The sequence below is a fragment of the Pedobacter sp. Bi126 genome, assembly GCF_918698245.1.
Classification (GTDB): domain Bacteria; phylum Bacteroidota; class Bacteroidia; order Sphingobacteriales; family Sphingobacteriaceae; genus Pedobacter.
In genome coordinates this window covers 1,304,371-1,321,558 of record NZ_CAKKMS010000001.1, presented here as the reverse complement: position 1 = coordinate 1,321,558, position 17,188 = coordinate 1,304,371, and the positions used below count along the sequence as shown (strand labels likewise).

The following is a 17,188-nucleotide window of genomic DNA, read 5'->3' as shown; positions in this document are numbered from 1 at the left end:
GAGCAAAAGAAAAGCGTCCCGATTTTTTACATCGGAACGCTTTTTTTATGGATTTATCTGGTGATTTCTATTTCTCAGCCAATTTATCGCCGGTTACTTCGGCTTTAATTTTAATTTCTAATTCTTCTGCAAGTTCAGGGTTGTCGCTTAACAATTGTTTTACGGCGTCTCTACCTTGGCCAAGTTTGGTATCTCCGTAAGAGTACCATGAGCCAGCTTTTTTGATGATGCCGAAGTCAACACCTAAATCTACAATCTCTCCGTTTTTAGAAATACCTTCACCAAACATTACATCAAATTCTGCAATGCGGAAAGGTGGAGCCACTTTATTTTTAACGATTTTTACTTTCACACGGTTACCGGAAACTTCATCAGAATCTTTGATCTGTGAAATACGACGGATATCTAAACGTACTGATGCATAAAATTTCAACGCATTACCACCCGTTGTGGTTTCTGGGTTTCCGAACATCACCCCAATTTTATCGCGTAACTGGTTAATGAAAATACAGCAACATCCGGTTTTAGAAATTGTTCCGGTTAATTTACGTAGCGCCTGACTCATTAAACGGGCGTGTAAACCCATTTTACTGTCGCCCATTTCGCCCTCAATTTCACTTTTAGGAACCAAAGCCGCAACAGAGTCAATTACGATTACATCAATAGCACCTGAACGGATTAAGTTATCAGCTATTTCTAATGCCTGCTCACCATTATCTGGTTGAGAGATTAGAAGGTTATCGGTATCTACACCTAGTTTCTTTGCGTAAAACTGATCAAAAGCATGCTCTGCGTCGATAAAAGCAGCAATGCCGCCTTTTTTCTGTGCTTCGGCAATAATATGTGTTGCTAAAGTTGTTTTACCAGAAGATTCCGGACCATAGATTTCAATTACACGGCCTTTTGGGATACCGCCAATACCTAAAGCAATATCTAAACTGATTGATCCGGTAGAAATAAAATCTATTGGTTCAACGGCAGAATCGCCAAGTTTCATTATGGTACCTTTACCGTATGATTTCTCTAGCTTATCTAAGGTAAGTTGTAGGGCTTTTAATTTATCTGGATTTGCAGTGCTCATTTCTTTTTTCATTGATTGCGTAAATATAATCGTTTATCGGCTAATATGCTTAAATGTTGATATTTATAATACTAATATATTTAGCTAAGGTAAATGTTTTTTAGCTAATGTCAATAGTAAAGTGAAAATAATTTTTTAAGCTTTTAATTTATCTCTTTCGTTTTGAGCGGTTAACCGTTCGAAGTACCTGCACATGTAGGTAATTTCGCAAACATCACATTTGGGGCTTCTGGCCACACAAACGTAACGTCCGTGCAGAATAAGCCAATGGTGTGCAATGTGGATATCGTGTTCGGGAAGATTTTTAACTAAATCTTTTTCAACCGCCAGCGGGGTTTTACCATTGGTTAAACCTAAACGGTTGGCCACACGGAAAACATGGGTATCAACCGCCATTGCCGGTGCATTGTAAATTACCGAGGCAATTACATTGGCGGTTTTGCGGCCAACACCTGGCATTTTCTGTAAATCGTCAATCCCCGAAGGCACCACATCGTTAAATTCGTTAAGCAGAATATTAGCCATACCCACCAGGTGTTTAGCCTTATTGTTGGGGTAGCTGATGCTTCTGATGTAATCGAAAACAATATCGGGCGTAGCTTCGGCCAGTGCTTTAGCATTAGGGAAGCGTTGAAAAAGCGCAGGGGTTACCATGTTTACCCTTTTATCGGTGCATTGTGCTGAAAGGATTACCGCCACTAAAAGCTGGTAGGGATTATTATAATGTAACTCGGTTTCTGCATCAGGCTGCTTGGCCGAAAAATGTTCTACAAAAAGTTTGTAGCGTTCTTTTTTAAGCATGTGCAAATATAGCTTAAAGATGGAAAATGTAATATGGGAAATGGAAGATCATGAAGATGGATGAGGCATGCATTAAAACTGCGATTTGTCATCGTAAGGGTTAATTTATTGTACAGAAATCAATATGATTGACAGAGGGTTTAATTGCTATGTTCCAGCGAGGATTCGTCATTGCGAGAAGGCTTTTTCAGCCGACGAAGCAATCTTACAACTATCGCTAGTAGCGAGCGCTTTAAGATTGCTTCGTGCCTCGCAATGACGATCTTTCTATTGGAGCTGTCAATGATAGCGTACTCGAAGGGCCTTTGTTTATAAAGGTTAATTGTTAAACCGCTCAATCCACCCCCAACCACTTAACGCCAACCTCATGGCCCAACTACAAGCAATAATTATATAAACATTTTCGATAAAAGTGTAACATCCGGAAAGGCCATGCCGCTAGCTTTGTGTAACAATAAAAACCTGTTCTGGTTGCAAAGTAAATTAATAAGCAGCTCGCAAACTGGTATCAGGAAATAGGTTGATAACATTTAACGTAACACAAAATGAAAAGATTATTTAAATTATGGACAATCAATGTTCTTGTACTAATTGTGGCTGGCAGTGTATCAGCACAGGAAAAAGCAGCAGTGGTTAACCCTTTGCAGGCTTATTACGAAGTTAAAGATGCCTTGATTAGCAGCAATGCAAGCGTGGCTGGTACCAAGGCTACTGTATTAATCAACGCCATAAAAGCCAACGAAAAAACGAATACTTCCAAAGTATTGCGTGATAAAATATTATTTGATGCCGAACACATTGCCGAAAGTAAAGATATCGAACATCAAAGAGATCATTTTACCTCCCTGTCGACCGATTTTTATGCCTTGGTAAAAGCAGTAAAACTGAGCGATAAGCCTGTTTATTATGCTTATTGCCCGATGAAAAAAAGCTATTGGTTAAGTGAAAGCGAGGCGATAAAAAATCCGTATTATGGCAGTAAAATGTTAACTTGTGGCAAGGTTGCCGAGGTACTTAAATAAAACATACGCTACAAAATGAAGTTTATTTTAGTTTGTTGCCTTAGTATTTTGCTCAGTAGCTTTGCTTTTGGCCAACATCAGCACAGTGAGGTAAAAGCAGCCGCCCCAAAAAAAGCTCCCCCCAAAGTAAGTGATGTGGAAACTTTAGGCAACAAAAAGTCGCCGGGGGTTGTGCGCTATGATTTATATGTTGCCGATACAACGGTAACTTTTGGTGGGAAACCTAAAAGAGCCATTGCGGTTAACGGGCAAATACCTATGCCAACACTAACTTTTACCGAGGGTGATACAGCAGAAATACATGTACAGAATAGACTTAAGGAGTCAACTTCGTTGCATTGGCATGGGCTATTTTTGCCAAATCAATATGATGGGGTTCCTTATTTAACCCAAATGCCTATTGAGCCCAATAAAACCCACGTTTACCGTTTTCCAATTATACAGAACGGTACCCATTGGTACCATAGCCATTCGGGCTTGCAGGAGCAGATTGGAATGTACGGTGCCATGATTTTAAATAAAAGAAAAGAGCCTGTTATACCTACGATACCTGTTGTTTTGAGTGAGTGGACAAACATGATGCCGCACGAAGTTGACAGGAGATTACACAATGCCAATGATTGGTTCGCGATAAAAAAAGGCACAACACAGAGTTATGCCGAAGCCATAAAAGGCGGGCATTTCAAAACCAAGCTCACCAACGAACTGAAACGGATGACTGCCATGGATGTGAGTGATGTGTACTACGAAGCATTTTTGGTAAACGGAAAAAATCAGTACCAGGTACCAAACAAGCTCAAAGCAGGCGATAAAGTAAGGTTGCGAATTGCTAACGGCGGGGCATCTACCTATTTTTGGCTCACTTATGCCGGTGGTAAAATAACGGTGGTGGCCAATGATGGTAACGATGTAACACCTGTAGAAGTAGATCGGCTCATTATTGCCGTTTCCGAAACCTATGATGTAATGGTAACCATCCCCGAAAATAAAAACTTCGAGTTTTTGGTAACCCCCGAAGACCGTACCAAATCTGCTTCTTTATGGCTGGGTAGTGGGCAAAAAGTGCCGGCCCAAAAATTGCCCAAATTGAAATATTTCGAAGGCATGAAAATGATGAACGAAATGATGGATATGAACGGTAATCTGGTGCAGATGGAAGGCATGAAAATGCAGAATCAGGTGATGGATATGAATACCGTAATGTCTGCTGAGCTGGATGATGCGGGAACAGATACTGTTGTTGTTGATGCGCATAAGGCCCATAATATGGGGAGCGGCAAAAGCGCAAAAGGTCCTATGACAACATTAAATTACGATATGTTGCGCTCGCCTGAAAAAACGGTTTTGCCTAAAGCCCCAACTCGCGAAATGGAGTTTCAGTTAACGGGCAACATGAACCGTTATGTCTGGACTTTAGATAATAAAACCATTTCTGAAGAAGATAAAATTCTCATCAAAAAAGGCGAAAACCTGCGGATCATTTTATATAACAACAGTATGATGCGCCACCCTATGCACTTGCATGGGCACGATTTTAGGGTAATTAATGGTCAGGGCGATTACGCTCCTTTAAAAAATGTACTCGATATTATGCCCATGGAGCGCGATACCATTGAGTTTAGCGCTTCAGAAAGTGGCGATTGGTTTTTTCATTGCCACATTTTATACCACATGATGAGTGGGATGGGTAAAATCTTCAGTTATGAAAACTCACCGCTAAACCCCGAAATCCCAAACCCTAAATTGGCGCAGCGAAAACTTTTTGCCGATGACAGGATGTTTCATTTTATGGCCGAAAACGATTTTGCGAGTAACGGAAACGACGGTATGGCCATGTTGGCAAATACGCGCTGGAGCATTGGCGCCGAGTGGCGCTTAGGTTACAATAAAATGCATGGCTTTGAAACCGAAACTCATATTGGCCGGTACGTAGATAGAATGCAATGGTTAATGCCTTTTGTGGGTTTCGATTGGCGCTACCGGAAAATGGAAGCTGGCGAACAGGAAAGCAATATTTTTGGCCAAAAAAGCACAAAGGATAACAGAAGATTGTTTAGTGTAGGGCTTGCCTATACCTTGCCAATGCTAGTGGTAGCGCAGGCGGAAGTTTACCACGACGGTAATGTTCGTTTGCAGTTGATGCGTGAAGATATACCGATTTCTAAACGCTTAAGGGCAAGCTTTATGGTAAATAGCGATAAAGAATTTATGGGCGGACTTAAATTTATTACCACAAAATACATGGGTGTTTCTGCGCACTATGATAGCGATATGGGTTTTGGCGCAGGCTTAACGCTTAATTATTAATCTTAACCATTGGTAATCTCCCTCAACAGCTTGTCGCATTCGGCAAAGGCATTATACAGGTATTTATTGCGGTGTTTTTCTCCCTGGCCGCTAAAAGAAACCGATTTCATAATCAGGCCTTGCATCCATTGTTTGGTTTGTTTGCAATAGGCCTGATCTTCGGTTCTTAAGTAATTGAAAGTATTAAACCTGTTGTAGCAGGCCATGCGGTCTTTAAAATCGACCAGGTAAGCGATGCTTCCCAATACATCGCAATTATACCAGTTAAAGGTATGGTTTGGGTCGATGGTTTTTTTGCTGCTAATGGCGTACATATTCATATCAGTGAGGCAATACCTTACCTGCTCTACAATTTTTACGGCCAGTTCGGTATCGGTAAGATGCCCGGCTTCGAATGCATACCTGATCTGTTCGAGTGTGCCTGTTACGGTATCTTTAGACCATATTTCGGTGCTTGGTATTTCCAGGTAAGTGGCATGCAGCTCTTGCGAAATTTTAATAATCTCATCGGATAGGAAGGAAGAACTGAACGGCATTTCCAGATTATTGGCGCTATTTGCCCAAAAGAAGAGTTTAAAACTGGTGAGTTCGGGGTACTTGAAAAAATGAAATAAAGGAATATCGTCGGTCGTAATGGTGATGTGTTTCTTGTTGCTGTTCTTGATGGATTTTATATTGTCCAGTAAATTCCGGAGATAGCCAATCATATCTAAATCTTCATTTACACTTAAATAGCTAAAAGTAACGGATAACGATTGTTTCGGGCTGTATAGAAATGGAACATCGAAACAATCGGAAAGTTTGATGATCTGCTGGAATGTAAGGTTGCTGTCGCCCCTGATTTTCTTATAGGCCTCATTCGTGCTTATTCCCAGTTCTTCGGCTACACTCAGCGCCAGGTTCTGGTATTCTGGCAATGCAGCTTTGATGGCTTGAAAAAATAATGCTTGCTGATTATCCATAAAGATTAATTTATTAATGAAATCCTAATGTTTTTAATAATGGAATGGATTATTATCAGGTGTTAATTTATTGAATATAATTTATAATTACATTATAGGTGTATAAATTTCTTTTAGGGTTTATTATTTAATTTGATATAATCTTTAAGGGTAATTGAGCATTACGGAGTGTTTTAGATTTGATAAACAATTTAAAATACATCAAAATGAATACGCTAACCTCAACCTCAATTCAACCTTATACCAATGATCATAGGCTAAAAAACAACATCTCCTGCTTTAGGCAAGGTATCTGTATTACGCTCTGCCTGTTGCTTTCGGGCTGCGCTTCTTTTTCTGACAGGCCCATCAGGCGGCACAAGGTTAAGCTGCACAAAGACGAGATATCAAAAATTTCGGGCACTTATCAGTTATTTCCTGATTTAGCTTATACCAAGAATGGGGTGGCCGAGATGCTCCGTTATCAACCAATAACCGAGCACTTTCATCAGTATATCAGCAAACGTGGAATCTATTTTAAGCCTTCTGAAAATGTGGTCGTTGATGTAAAAGTGATGGACAATAACCAGATCCGTTTTCACTTTAAAAAGGACAGTATAGTTGTAGATAGTGTAACCCTATCAGCCAAGCTGCAATCGCGGGGCTTGTTGCTTTTAGGAAACAAGTATGTCGAATTTCACGGAGTGCCATACATTTTGGGCGGCTCAAAAAGTGAGAAGATAAGGATTGGACTGGCTAGCGATGGAGGACTCATCTTAAATCATGCCTACGACAGTTCTGGTGCACTTTTACTGTTTATAGGTGCAGGTCTTTCTTACGATTCTGCTTTTCATTTTAAAAGAATTAAATAATATAGTTATGAAAAAGATTATTTTATTATCGGTTTTAACCTTGCTGGGCAGTATTGTTAAAGCACAAAGAAATTTTGATGATTTTTTTAATCCCCTAAGTTTTGGGCTTGAGCTCGGCGCTGCAACATTGCAAAAACCCTTGGTTTCGGGCTTTATTGCATACAACAAACCGGGTTCTTATCTTAAGTTCAAAATATCTTCCGTAATGCAGGAGAGTTATGAAGTGAATGTAAATGGAGAAGAAACAACTATGCCGGGTTTTTCTGAAGTGGCACTGATGTTAGGTAAGCGGGTTAAAATCAATTCCAATCATAGGATTGAATTTGGAGGGGGCGTAGCACTAATTGCAGATCTGAAAAAGTACGATGAGTCGAATAGTGATACCACAAGGGATAAGATTATACAAAAAAACTCGGTGGGACTTGTTGCTGAGGCCAGGTATATATTCCGTTTTGTTGATGGTGTTGGAATTTCTTTATCAGTGAATGGCAATGCAAACAGGCAAAAAACTTTTGCAACAGCAGGTTTAGGTTTGGTATTCGGTTCTAAAAAGCTTTAATAGTATGCGAAAACATGTTTTAATCTTATTGCTCGTTTGCATTAACGGTTTTGTTTTTGCACAGCAGGATACTTTACACCAAAAAAGGAAAAGCTATTTCGGCCTTGGCTTTAGTCTGGGCGGTGGAGGAAACAGACGCTTCTATGGAGATGTAGATTTTTACCTGCAGAAAAGAAGTAATTATATCGCGCTTAAAACATCAGCTGTAGAACGTATCCGGATTTTTTATTTTGGCGGTTTGCCAGAACCACATATTTCTGACTTTGGTATTTTAGTGGGCAAAAGTTATACTTTTAACCATTACCATTATGTCAAGTTTGGCGCAGGGTTTTCGTTGGTTGATCAGGTAAGTCCCGGTGCATTTCTGTATAACGATTGTAATAGGCCAGGCGGATGCCTTTTCAGTAATAATGTGTATGAAAAGATCAGAAGAAAAACGGTCGGTTTGCCGCTCGAAATGAAATATGGACTGTACTTAGATAGGACAGCGGCTGTTACTGCTGGTTTTTCGGCAAACCTGAACAATCTGCAATCTTTTTATGGACTATCCCTTGGTCTGGTAGTAGGCAGGTTGAAAGATAAAGGGGGCCGCAGGTATTAGGCATAAAGGGCCTTAGCTAGGTGATCCAATTTTTAGTATGTCGGGTTTTATGCATCGCACTGACCATTCATTATAAACCTGATAGAAGCGGTAGCCCGAGCTTTTTCTGCGAGGCTTTAGCGTACAGCAGGACTAACCGTTTTTACTTGCACTTGCTTTCATTTTCTACAAAGTTAGCTGGGCAAATAAGTTTGAATGACTGAATTTTGAATGAGTGAGTGATTTGGATCCTCTAATTCAATCATTCTCTCATTCAATCATTGGACTAATGAAAAGATGCAGCCGGTACTTTAACCTGTTCTGTTACGCCCTGATTACTTTTAATCAACCAAAACGCAAAGAAAGCACCAACCAAAGCCATTGCGGCACCAACATAGGCCGGCGAAGTATAATCGAAACCATATACTAACGGAAGACCACCGAAGAATGCGCCTAAAGCATTACCAATATTAAAACTCGCCTGACTTGCAGATGCAGCCAGCATTTCGGAGCCCTTAGCACTCTGGATCATTAACATCTGTATTGGGGCTGCCAACGCAAAAGATACGGCGCCGGTAACAAAAGTCATAATTAAAGCCAATGGCTGACTTGCGGATACGAAGTGAACAATGGTTAAGGTAACGACCATGGTAAGCAATAAGGCAGCAGATGCTTTTGCAGGTGAAAATTTATCGGCCAGTCGGCCGCCAACATAATTGCCGAACATCATGCCCAAACCTGCCAGCATTAATATATAGGTTACTGCATTTGGCGAAAAGCCTGCAACATCTGTCATTAAAGGGGCAATATAACTGTACCAGGTAAATAATCCACCCGTTCCGATCGAGATCATAAAAATGATGATCCAGGCTTCTCTTTTTTTGAAGAAACTTAATTCGGCTTTTAAATCGCGGTTTTTTGTGGCTTCCAGCGCTGGCAGCCATAATTTTAAACTCAGCAAAGTAACAAGGCCAACAAATACGACAACGGCAAAAGAGATCCGCCAGGAAAAATTGTGACCGATAAAGGTACCCAATGGTACCCCAACAATATTGGCGATGGTTAAACCCATAAACATAAGCGATACCGCCTGAGCAGCTTTTCCCTTTTCGGCTATTCTGCTGGCTACTACCGATCCTACGCCAAAAAATGCACCGTGTGGTAAACCCGAAAGCAACCGGGCAATAAATAAGGTGTCAAAAGTAGGCGCGAACGCAGAGAAGGCATTAAACACGGTGAACATGATCATCAAAGCAATCAATATCATTTTTGGTGGATATTTGCCGGCAATCATGATTAATAAGGGTGCGCCAATTACTACACCTAAAGCGTATGCAGAAATTAGATGCCCTGCCTGCGGAATGGTTACTGCTAAATCTTTTGAGATATCGGGTAGCAGGCCCATCATAACAAATTCTGTTATCCCGATGCCTAAACCGCCTAAAGTGAGTGGGAGCAAGTTCTTGTTCATAGCGTACTTAGTGTTAAATTTACACTATGCAAAGGTAAGGCTTTTTGCTTTAGGAGATTGTAAAAATTAGGCCATTTATGGATAAGAGGGAAGAGGTAGGATGAGAGATTGACGATTCATTGCTAAATTGTTTTATTGTTGATGGTCAGATCGTTAATGGTTTATGGCCAAATGGATGATAGCCAGGTAGCAATGATGTGCATAAGTAGTTATAAGATAATACAGCACCATCAATTATGAACTGGTAGCCGGTTTGCAGTTACCAATGAACGAATGGCAAATGAACTATTGAACTTATAAAATAAAAAAAAGCTTGCCCCACCCTGTGGAACAAGCTTTTTTGGCTCATGTAAAGATTTTCTACTTTGCGCTGCTGTAAGCTAAAATCTTGTTGATGGTTTCATCTTGAGGATTTTTAGCCAGTCTATCTAACTTACCTTTTATTTGATCATAAAATAAGTCGATTTCTGCGTCAGATTCAATATCAGTTCTAGGCTGAAACATGTTAGGTGTAGGTAAATTTACATTTGTTTTTGATGTAGAGGTTTTTGTCATAAGCAAAAAATGTGATAAGTTTTATAAACTTAACGATAGTTCAGATGCTTTATTTCAACCCCTAAAAAATTTTATGTAACAATTTTACTACCCTTTGTAGGTCATCTCCTTTGTTTTAAGCATTTTACGCAAATTACTCAATGCATAACGCATACGGCCTAATGCTGTATTGATGCTTACATCGGTTAAATCTGCGATCTCTTTAAAGCTTAGATCAGCGTAATGACGCATCAGGAGCACTTCTTTCTGCTCATCAGGCAATAAATGGATCATTGCTTTCAAATCTTTATGGGTCTGGTCGCGAAGCATTTTATCTTCTGCGCTCTCATCATAAAAGTGTAGCATATTGAATACATCCATTCCATCAGCACTGGTGATGATTGGTGTTCTCTTTTCTTTTCTGAAATAATCGATAACCAAGTTATGGGCAATACGCATTACCCAAGGCAAAAACTTGCCTTCTTCGTTATATCTTCCCGATCGCAGGGTATTAATTACTTTTATAAAAGCATCCTGAAAAATATCCTCCGCCAGATATTGGTCTTTAACCAACAAGTAGATAGAGGTATAAATTTTACTTTTATGTCTTCTTAAAAGTTCCTGCAATCCATTCTCGTTCCCGGCAATATATACCTTTACCAGGTCCTGATCATTATATGATTGTAAATTCATAGGTTTACCTACACTAAATCCCGTACTATTTGCTAAAAATTAATTTGTAGATGTTTAATTTCTATAGCTTCTCTCCTATGTTTTTTGATGTGTGTTAGTTTGGTTTTGAGGTTGTTAATGTTCAAAGAAAGTTATTTTTTTATCAAAAAGCAAAAAATAAAATGTTAAAAAATAAATTAACCGTCTCAGTACCCTATTTTTGTATGTTCTTAAAACCCTAACCGCATTCTGGGGTTATACATTATATTCGTTACTATACATGAGCAAAAAAGAGGCCGAAAAAGATCCGCATAAAAATATTATCATAAAAGGTGCCCGCGTGCACAACCTCAAAAACATCGATGTTGCCATTCCAAAAAATAAACTTGTGGTGGTAACAGGTATGTCTGGTTCTGGGAAATCTTCGCTTGCATTTGATACTTTATATGCAGAGGGGCAACGCCGATATGTAGAAAGTTTATCTTCTTATGCCCGCCAGTTTATGGGCCGGATGAATAAACCCGATGTTGATTATATTAAAGGTATTGCTCCGGCAATTGCCATCGAACAAAAGGTTATTACTTCCAACCCACGTTCTACTGTCGGTACCTCGACCGAAATTTACGATTACCTCAAACTGCTTTTCTCGCGTATCGGCAAAACCATTTCGCCGGTTTCGGGCAAAGAAGTAAAAAAGGATTCGGTAAGCACGGTGGTAGATTATGTAAATGCCATGCCCGAAGATACAACGGTTACTATTTTTTGCCCGCTGTACCCGCACAATAACCGTACGATTAAAGAAGAGCTGGCTATTTTATTACAGAAAGGATTTTTACGTGTTCTGATTAACGATAAAATAGAAAAGATAGAAGCCGTTTTAGATGATGCCGACTTTAAGGATGAAGCCTTAACGGATGATAAAACCGTTCAGATCCTGATCGACCGTATTGTAACCAACCAGGAAGAAGAAACATTAAGCAGATTGGCTGATTCGGCACAGACTGCTTTTTTTGAAGGTAAAGGCGATTGTTATGTAGAAGCCCAGGGCACAACTAAACATTTTAGCGACCGGTTTGAGCTGGATGGAATAAAATTTGAAGAACCAACGCCGAACTTTTTCTCTTTCAATAACCCTTATGGTGCGTGTAAACGTTGTGAAGGTTATGGAAACGTAATCGGCATTGATGAAGATCTGGTTATTCCTGATAAGAGCAAAAGTATTTACGATAATGCCATTGCCCCCTGGCGCGGCGAAAAAATGAATGTATGGTTGCAGAATTTTATTAAAGCTGCACCAAAATTCGAATTCCCGATTCACCGGCCTTATAGTGCCTTAACAGAAACAGAGCAACGCTTGCTTTGGACAGGAAATAAATATTTTGCAGGTCTGGATGCTTTTTTCAAAGAACTGGAAGAGCAGACTTACAAAATCCAGTACCGTGTAATGTTATCACGTTACCGGGGCAAAACCACCTGTCCTGATTGTAAAGGCTCGCGTTTGCGTAAGGATGCATCTTATGTAAAGATTGCTGAGAAATCGATTATCGATGTGGTGCTGATGCCATTGGCAAAAGCTTTGGTTTTCTTTAACGAGTTGAAGTTAAATGCTAACGATACCAAAATTGCCAAACGTTTATTGGCAGAGATCGATAACCGTTTCCTTTATTTAAATAATGTAGGTTTAGGCTACCTCACCTTAAACCGTTTATCGAATACGCTTTCGGGTGGAGAATCGCAAAGGATTAACCTGGCCACTTCATTGGGAAGTAGTTTGGTGGGTTCTATTTACGTTTTGGACGAACCGAGCATCGGTTTGCATCCACGTGATACCAATAAACTGATCGAAGTATTGATCTCGCTCCGTAATGTAGGCAATACCGTTTTGGTGGTGGAGCATGAAGAAGAAATGATGCGTGCAGCCGATTACATTATCGATATCGGCCCTGAGGCTGGTACCCATGGCGGTAATTTGGTTTTCAGTGGTAATTACGAGGAGATTTTAAAAGATAAAAATAGCTTAACAGGCCGTTACCTATCGGGAATAGAAAAAATTGCCATTCCGGATAAACGCCGTAAGTGGAAGGATCACATCCTGATTAAAGGAGCAAGGGAAAACAACCTGCAGAATATTGATGTGAAGTTTCCGCTAGGTGTTTTTACTGCCGTAAGTGGTGTTTCCGGATCGGGTAAAACCAGTTTGGTTAAAAAGATCTTATATCCTGCACTGCAAAAAGCAATTGGAAACTACGCTGGTGAGCAAACGGGTGCTTATGACGGCATTTTTGGCAATTACGATCTGGTAAGCGCTGTAGAAATGGTCGATCAGAACCCGATTGGCCGCTCGAGCCGTTCTAATCCGGTTACTTATGTAAAGGCATGGGATGATATCCGTGCCTTGTTTTCAGGGCTGGCATCGGCAAAAGCTGCGGGCTTAAAACCAGCTGCATTCTCTTTCAACGTAGAAGGTGGCCGTTGCGATGTTTGCCAGGGTGAGGGCGAGGTGAAAATCGAGATGCAGTTTATGGCCGATATTTACCTGCCTTGTGAAGCCTGTAACGGTAAACGCTTTAAACAGCAGGTTTTAGATGTAACCTATAAAGAGAAAAACGTATCTGAAATTTTGGATATGACTATTGAAGAGGCGGTAGAATTTTTTAAGGATGAACAAAAGATCCTTAATAAATTAAATCCATTGGTTGATGTAGGTCTGGGTTATGTACATTTAGGTCAATCTTCCAATACCTTATCGGGAGGTGAGGCACAGCGTATTAAACTCGCATCGTTTTTAATTAAGGGAAATAATGCCAATAAAACGTTGTTTATTTTTGATGAGCCGACAACCGGTCTGCATTTCCATGATATTAAAAAACTGCTAAAGGCGCTGAATACCTTGATTGAACAAGGGAACACGATTTTGGTGATTGAACACAATATGGACATGATCAAATGTGCCGATTGGGTAATCGATATCGGCCCTGAAGGGGGCGATGGCGGTGGTCAGGTGGTATTTGAAGGCATACCCGAAGATTTAGTTAAGGTGGAAAAATCGTACACCGGAAAATATTTAGCATCGCATTTAAATTTAAATCCATAATTTCGGCAATGCTTTTTCTAACGTTTTTCATCGGCATCATTCTCAATGCCATGGGCTATATTCCCCCTGGCAACATTAATCTCACCGTTGCACAGCTCGCCATTAATAAGGGCATGCGGCAGGTTTGGTACTTTATTCTTTCCTTCTCTTGTGTAGAAGTATTTTTCACTTTTGGGATGATGCGTTTTGCCCGCTGGGCGATGAGTGATATCAATCCGAACGAGGCGGTAAGCGAAGTGCGTTTAAGTACTTTAGTCGATTGTTTTATGATCGTGATGTTTTTGGTGATGGGTACCATTACCTGGAAAAACCGGAAAAAAGTACCTAAAACAAGTAATACCAAAGAGGATAAACGAAGCGGAAGTGTTTTATACGGATTGATTTTAGGCGTTTTAAACCCTGTTCAGATTCCATTCTGGTTGTTTTTTGGCAATTATGTCATTTTACACCAATGGATCGAAACGGATTACCTCTCACTAGTAATTTTTAGTTTGGGCTCGGGCGTTGGTTCTACACTCGCACTTTACTTATATGCGCATTTTGCAACCTATATTCAGGAGAAATTTGCGTTAAGCAGTTTAATTATCAATAAATCGATAGCGATATTTTTGTTTGCATTGGCGGCTTACCTGGTTATAAAGCAGGCAATCGTTATTCTATAAATCTAATCCGGGGTCTGTGTTTCCACAGACCTTTTGTTTTGGTATTTTCTGAATTGGTAGTTTTTTTTGCCACGGAAACACGGAAAGCACGGAACAGGTGCACTTGGTTTATTATCTTAATCCAGGGTCTGTGTCGCCACGGACCTTCCAGTTGGCCTTTATCAAGTATTAACAGGAAGAAATTATTTGTTTTTCTTTATGTGAGAATACGGACTGGGTAATGGTTTTTCGTCTTATTAAGTCCGTTGTAAACGGCTAAGAACAGCTGCAGTTACCAAGCCACCAATAACATACCAGGCTACGGTTAATATTTTTGTCTTATCCGTATGGGTTACCGGCGTATCGTCCAAACCAATTTTATCGGGAATATTTATAGCCCCTAGGCCCGCTGTAAGTCCTGCTAACGCGCCTTTTATATAAATATTTTTTTTGCTGCCAAAGCCTATGGCGCTATAATATAAACCATTGCTCACTATATCGCCAGCAAGAGTGGCCAGATAAAGATTGTTCCCACTTGGCGTTTCAAGATTTAAACTTTTCATCGATCTTGACAGGGCTTGTTCGCCTAAAAGATCAATCCTTGGTGCATCAGGATCAATCCGTCTTACACTTTCGTGCAATATATTTAATGCTCCGGCACCAGCGAAGCCCGCGAGTAGGGATTTGAGTAGTTTCATATTATGATAATCGCTGCTACACCAAAATTGTTTTGAAATTGCCAAAATTGTATAGTCAAAACCAGTTAGCAAAATCACTGTTCTGTTATAAAATTGATACATAGATATGCTTCGGTTAACCTAATCATAACATTAAATTTATGTTTAAGAAGCCTAACCAAGCTAATATTGGGCTTTGATACAAAACATATCTTATCCTTATGTCTAACAGACGATTTTTTCTGAAAAATAGTTTGGCTGCCGCTGTAGTGGCCAGTATTTCGCCCGTTCTTTCCTCTTTTGCTGAAGAACACACGGCGCCTGCCAGACCGGGCAAAGCTCCTAAATTGCGTTTCGCTATCGCATCCGATGGACATTATGGCCAACCTGGAACGGAGTACAAATTGCACCACGAGAATATTGTGAAGTGGTTAAATGAATCACATGATAAAAATCCACTCAATTTTGTAATCATTAATGGGGATCTCGTACACGATCGCCCGGAACTATTATCGGAAGTAAAAAAGGAATATTACGATAAACTCAAAGTTCCTTTTTATGCCATTCCAGGTAATCACGACCATGCCGATGCAAAGATCTGGAAATCGGTTTTTGGCTATGAGGATAACTTTTCTTTCGAAAAAAATGGAGTAGGTTTTGTTTTGGCCAATACATCTGATACCAAAGGCACTTATTTATGCCCTAATAACGATTTTTTAAAACAGGAACTCGATAAGTTTAAAAACCTGAAAACTGTTTTTGTGGTGTTGCATATTCCGCCTCATTTCTGGGTACCCGAAAGTCCTTTTGTAGATTGTCCGGATACGGTTAAACTGTTGCACAGTTATGCCAACGTAAAGGCTGTATTTCATGGACACGACCACAGCCTTGATGCTGTTTTTTATACCGATAAACTGCCACACTTTTTCGATGCACACATCGGTGGAAACTGGGGTACGGCCTATAAGGGTTACCGCATTGTAGAGGTTGATGAAAATGATAAGATCCAGACTTATCAGGTAAATGCAAGTCAATCGCCATTATTAAATGAAACCAAATTTTAATTGATAGATCATCGCAATGAAAAAGACAATTTTGATGCTCATTTTTGCTGGCACCGTTTTAAACTGTGCCGCACAGCAAATAAATGAAGCCAAGCCTGAAATGAAAACTGGAACTGATGCCGCTCAGCCCTTCCTGTTTTCTCTGAATACCTTAACCGCAGAAAACCCCCGTTGGAATATCCATTATTCAGGAAGTTATGGCGAAAGAACCAACGGACAGTTCGGTTATGATGGTTTAGGGCAACAGTTTGGTGTTAAAGGCTATTTAGGCAGCAGGCTTACCTTGTATGCTACAGCGGCAATCGGTTTTGCCAATTCAGGAGGTGTAACCTCTGCTCAACAGGCTGAAGTAATTAGAGATTTAGTGGGCAGTAAAGGCATAGCTGGTTTTAGGTTAGGTGCAGGTTTAGGTTTAAGCAGAGATTGGTCGAGTGTTGGTTCGGCAATTAGCAGAATTACCGCTTCATTTGATCAGACAAACTGGCGAATGGCGGGTAACCTTCGCTTTGAAAAAGCTTTTGATAAAACAAGGGATAAACTCGATTTTATAAGCAGTTTTGGGTATCAGCATCGTGTTTCTAACGTTTTATACCTTGGCTTGGAGGCCTTAGGGCAGGATTTAGAAGGTTTTTGGGAAAAAGACGAGGCAGAAGGTGGTGCAAAGGTAATGATCGGGCCATCAATCAATCTGGAACCAAACCATTCGAAACTTTCGTTCTCTCTTTCTGGTGGGCCTGTTTTTTATGCAACCCGCAGTCAGGTGATCCCATCAGAGGCCATCCGCGAAATCGGTTCCGTAGCATCTGGTAACGGTTACACCATCAGGGCGCTGGTTAATTTTAATCTTCATCGCTAAGGCACTCCTAAGTCAA

At 40.3% G+C, this 17,188-nt stretch carries 16 protein-coding genes; 9 read left to right on the top strand and 7 right to left on the bottom strand.

Features of this window, described 5'->3' with window-relative positions; genetic code table 11:
- Window positions 1–67 precede the first annotated feature (67 nt).
- Together recA and nth are read right to left on the bottom strand one after the other, a co-directional pair.
- A complete protein-coding gene (recA, locus tag LQ201_RS05250; protein ID WP_230145735.1) occupies window positions 68–1,081 on the bottom strand; it encodes a recombinase RecA in 1,014 nt (337 codons plus the stop codon).
- A gap of 135 nt (window positions 1,082–1,216) precedes the next feature.
- On the bottom strand, window positions 1,217–1,882 hold the full coding sequence (nth, locus tag LQ201_RS05245; protein WP_029280284.1) for an endonuclease III: 666 nt from the start codon (window positions 1,880–1,882) through the stop codon (window positions 1,217–1,219).
- A gap of 545 nt (window positions 1,883–2,427) precedes the next feature.
- On the opposite strand from nth, the gene LQ201_RS05240 reads away from it, so the two are divergent.
- Entirely contained in the window at window positions 2,428–2,904 is a 477-nt protein-coding gene (locus LQ201_RS05240) for a DUF3347 domain-containing protein (protein WP_230145733.1), read from the top strand.
- A gap of 15 nt (window positions 2,905–2,919) precedes the next feature.
- Window positions 2,920–5,211: a multicopper oxidase domain-containing protein gene (locus tag LQ201_RS05235; RefSeq protein WP_230145731.1), complete on the top strand. Its 2,292-nt coding sequence runs from the start codon at window positions 2,920–2,922 to the stop codon at window positions 5,209–5,211.
- A gap of 2 nt (window positions 5,212–5,213) precedes the next feature.
- Here LQ201_RS05235 and LQ201_RS05230 read toward each other — a convergent pair whose 3' ends face one another.
- Window positions 5,214–6,173, bottom strand: a complete 960-nt coding sequence (locus LQ201_RS05230; RefSeq protein WP_230145728.1) for a hypothetical protein — start codon at window positions 6,171–6,173, stop codon at window positions 5,214–5,216.
- A 206-nt stretch (window positions 6,174–6,379) separates the two neighbouring features.
- Here LQ201_RS05230 and LQ201_RS05225 point away from each other — a divergent pair, with 206 nt between their 5' ends.
- The 3 genes from LQ201_RS05225 to LQ201_RS05215 are packed head-to-tail and all read left to right on the top strand — an operon-like array spanning window position 6,380 to window position 8,184.
- Window positions 6,380–7,024 (top strand): hypothetical protein, encoded by a 645-nt coding sequence (locus LQ201_RS05225; RefSeq protein ID WP_230145727.1) that lies wholly within the window; start codon window positions 6,380–6,382, stop codon window positions 7,022–7,024.
- Between the two features lie 7 nt (window positions 7,025–7,031).
- Entirely contained in the window at window positions 7,032–7,583 is a 552-nt protein-coding gene (locus LQ201_RS05220; RefSeq protein WP_230145725.1) for a hypothetical protein, read from the top strand.
- A gap of 4 nt (window positions 7,584–7,587) precedes the next feature.
- Window positions 7,588–8,184: a hypothetical protein gene (locus LQ201_RS05215; protein WP_230145724.1), complete on the top strand. Its 597-nt coding sequence runs from the start codon at window positions 7,588–7,590 to the stop codon at window positions 8,182–8,184.
- 265 nt (window positions 8,185–8,449) lie between these two features.
- On the opposite strand, the gene LQ201_RS05210 is transcribed toward LQ201_RS05215, so the two are convergent.
- From LQ201_RS05210 to LQ201_RS05200, 3 genes are all read right to left on the bottom strand, one after another.
- The gene (locus LQ201_RS05210) at window positions 8,450–9,634 is read right to left on the bottom strand and encodes an MFS transporter (RefSeq protein WP_230145723.1); all 1,185 of its coding nucleotides are present in this window, start codon (window positions 9,632–9,634) and stop codon (window positions 8,450–8,452) included.
- Window positions 9,635–9,994: 360 nt separating this feature from the next.
- Complete coding sequence (locus LQ201_RS05205; protein WP_029279590.1) at window positions 9,995–10,189, bottom strand: hypothetical protein; 195 nt, start codon at window positions 10,187–10,189, stop codon at window positions 9,995–9,997.
- Window positions 10,190–10,276: 87 nt separating this feature from the next.
- Window positions 10,277–10,861 (bottom strand): RNA polymerase sigma factor, encoded by a 585-nt coding sequence (locus tag LQ201_RS05200; RefSeq protein WP_029279592.1) that lies wholly within the window; start codon window positions 10,859–10,861, stop codon window positions 10,277–10,279.
- A 259-nt stretch (window positions 10,862–11,120) separates the two neighbouring features.
- Here LQ201_RS05200 and uvrA point away from each other — a divergent pair, with 259 nt between their 5' ends.
- Both uvrA and LQ201_RS05190 read left to right on the top strand, forming a co-directional pair.
- Window positions 11,121–13,934, top strand: a complete 2,814-nt coding sequence (gene uvrA / locus LQ201_RS05195) for an excinuclease ABC subunit UvrA (RefSeq protein ID WP_230145721.1) — start codon at window positions 11,121–11,123, stop codon at window positions 13,932–13,934.
- Between the two features lie 8 nt (window positions 13,935–13,942).
- A complete protein-coding gene (locus LQ201_RS05190; RefSeq protein ID WP_230145720.1) occupies window positions 13,943–14,596 on the top strand; it encodes a LysE family transporter in 654 nt (217 codons plus the stop codon).
- Between the two features lie 236 nt (window positions 14,597–14,832).
- On the opposite strand, the gene LQ201_RS05185 is transcribed toward LQ201_RS05190, so the two are convergent.
- Window positions 14,833–15,273 (bottom strand): hypothetical protein, encoded by a 441-nt coding sequence (locus LQ201_RS05185; protein WP_230145718.1) that lies wholly within the window; start codon window positions 15,271–15,273, stop codon window positions 14,833–14,835.
- A gap of 200 nt (window positions 15,274–15,473) precedes the next feature.
- On the opposite strand from LQ201_RS05185, the gene LQ201_RS05180 reads away from it, so the two are divergent.
- Both LQ201_RS05180 and LQ201_RS05175 read left to right on the top strand, forming a co-directional pair.
- The gene (locus LQ201_RS05180; RefSeq protein ID WP_230145716.1) at window positions 15,474–16,316 is read left to right on the top strand and encodes a metallophosphoesterase; all 843 of its coding nucleotides are present in this window, start codon (window positions 15,474–15,476) and stop codon (window positions 16,314–16,316) included.
- 16 nt (window positions 16,317–16,332) lie between these two features.
- Window positions 16,333–17,172, top strand: a complete 840-nt coding sequence (locus LQ201_RS05175; RefSeq protein ID WP_230145715.1) for a hypothetical protein — start codon at window positions 16,333–16,335, stop codon at window positions 17,170–17,172.
- The last annotated feature ends 16 nt before the right edge of the window (window positions 17,173–17,188 follow it).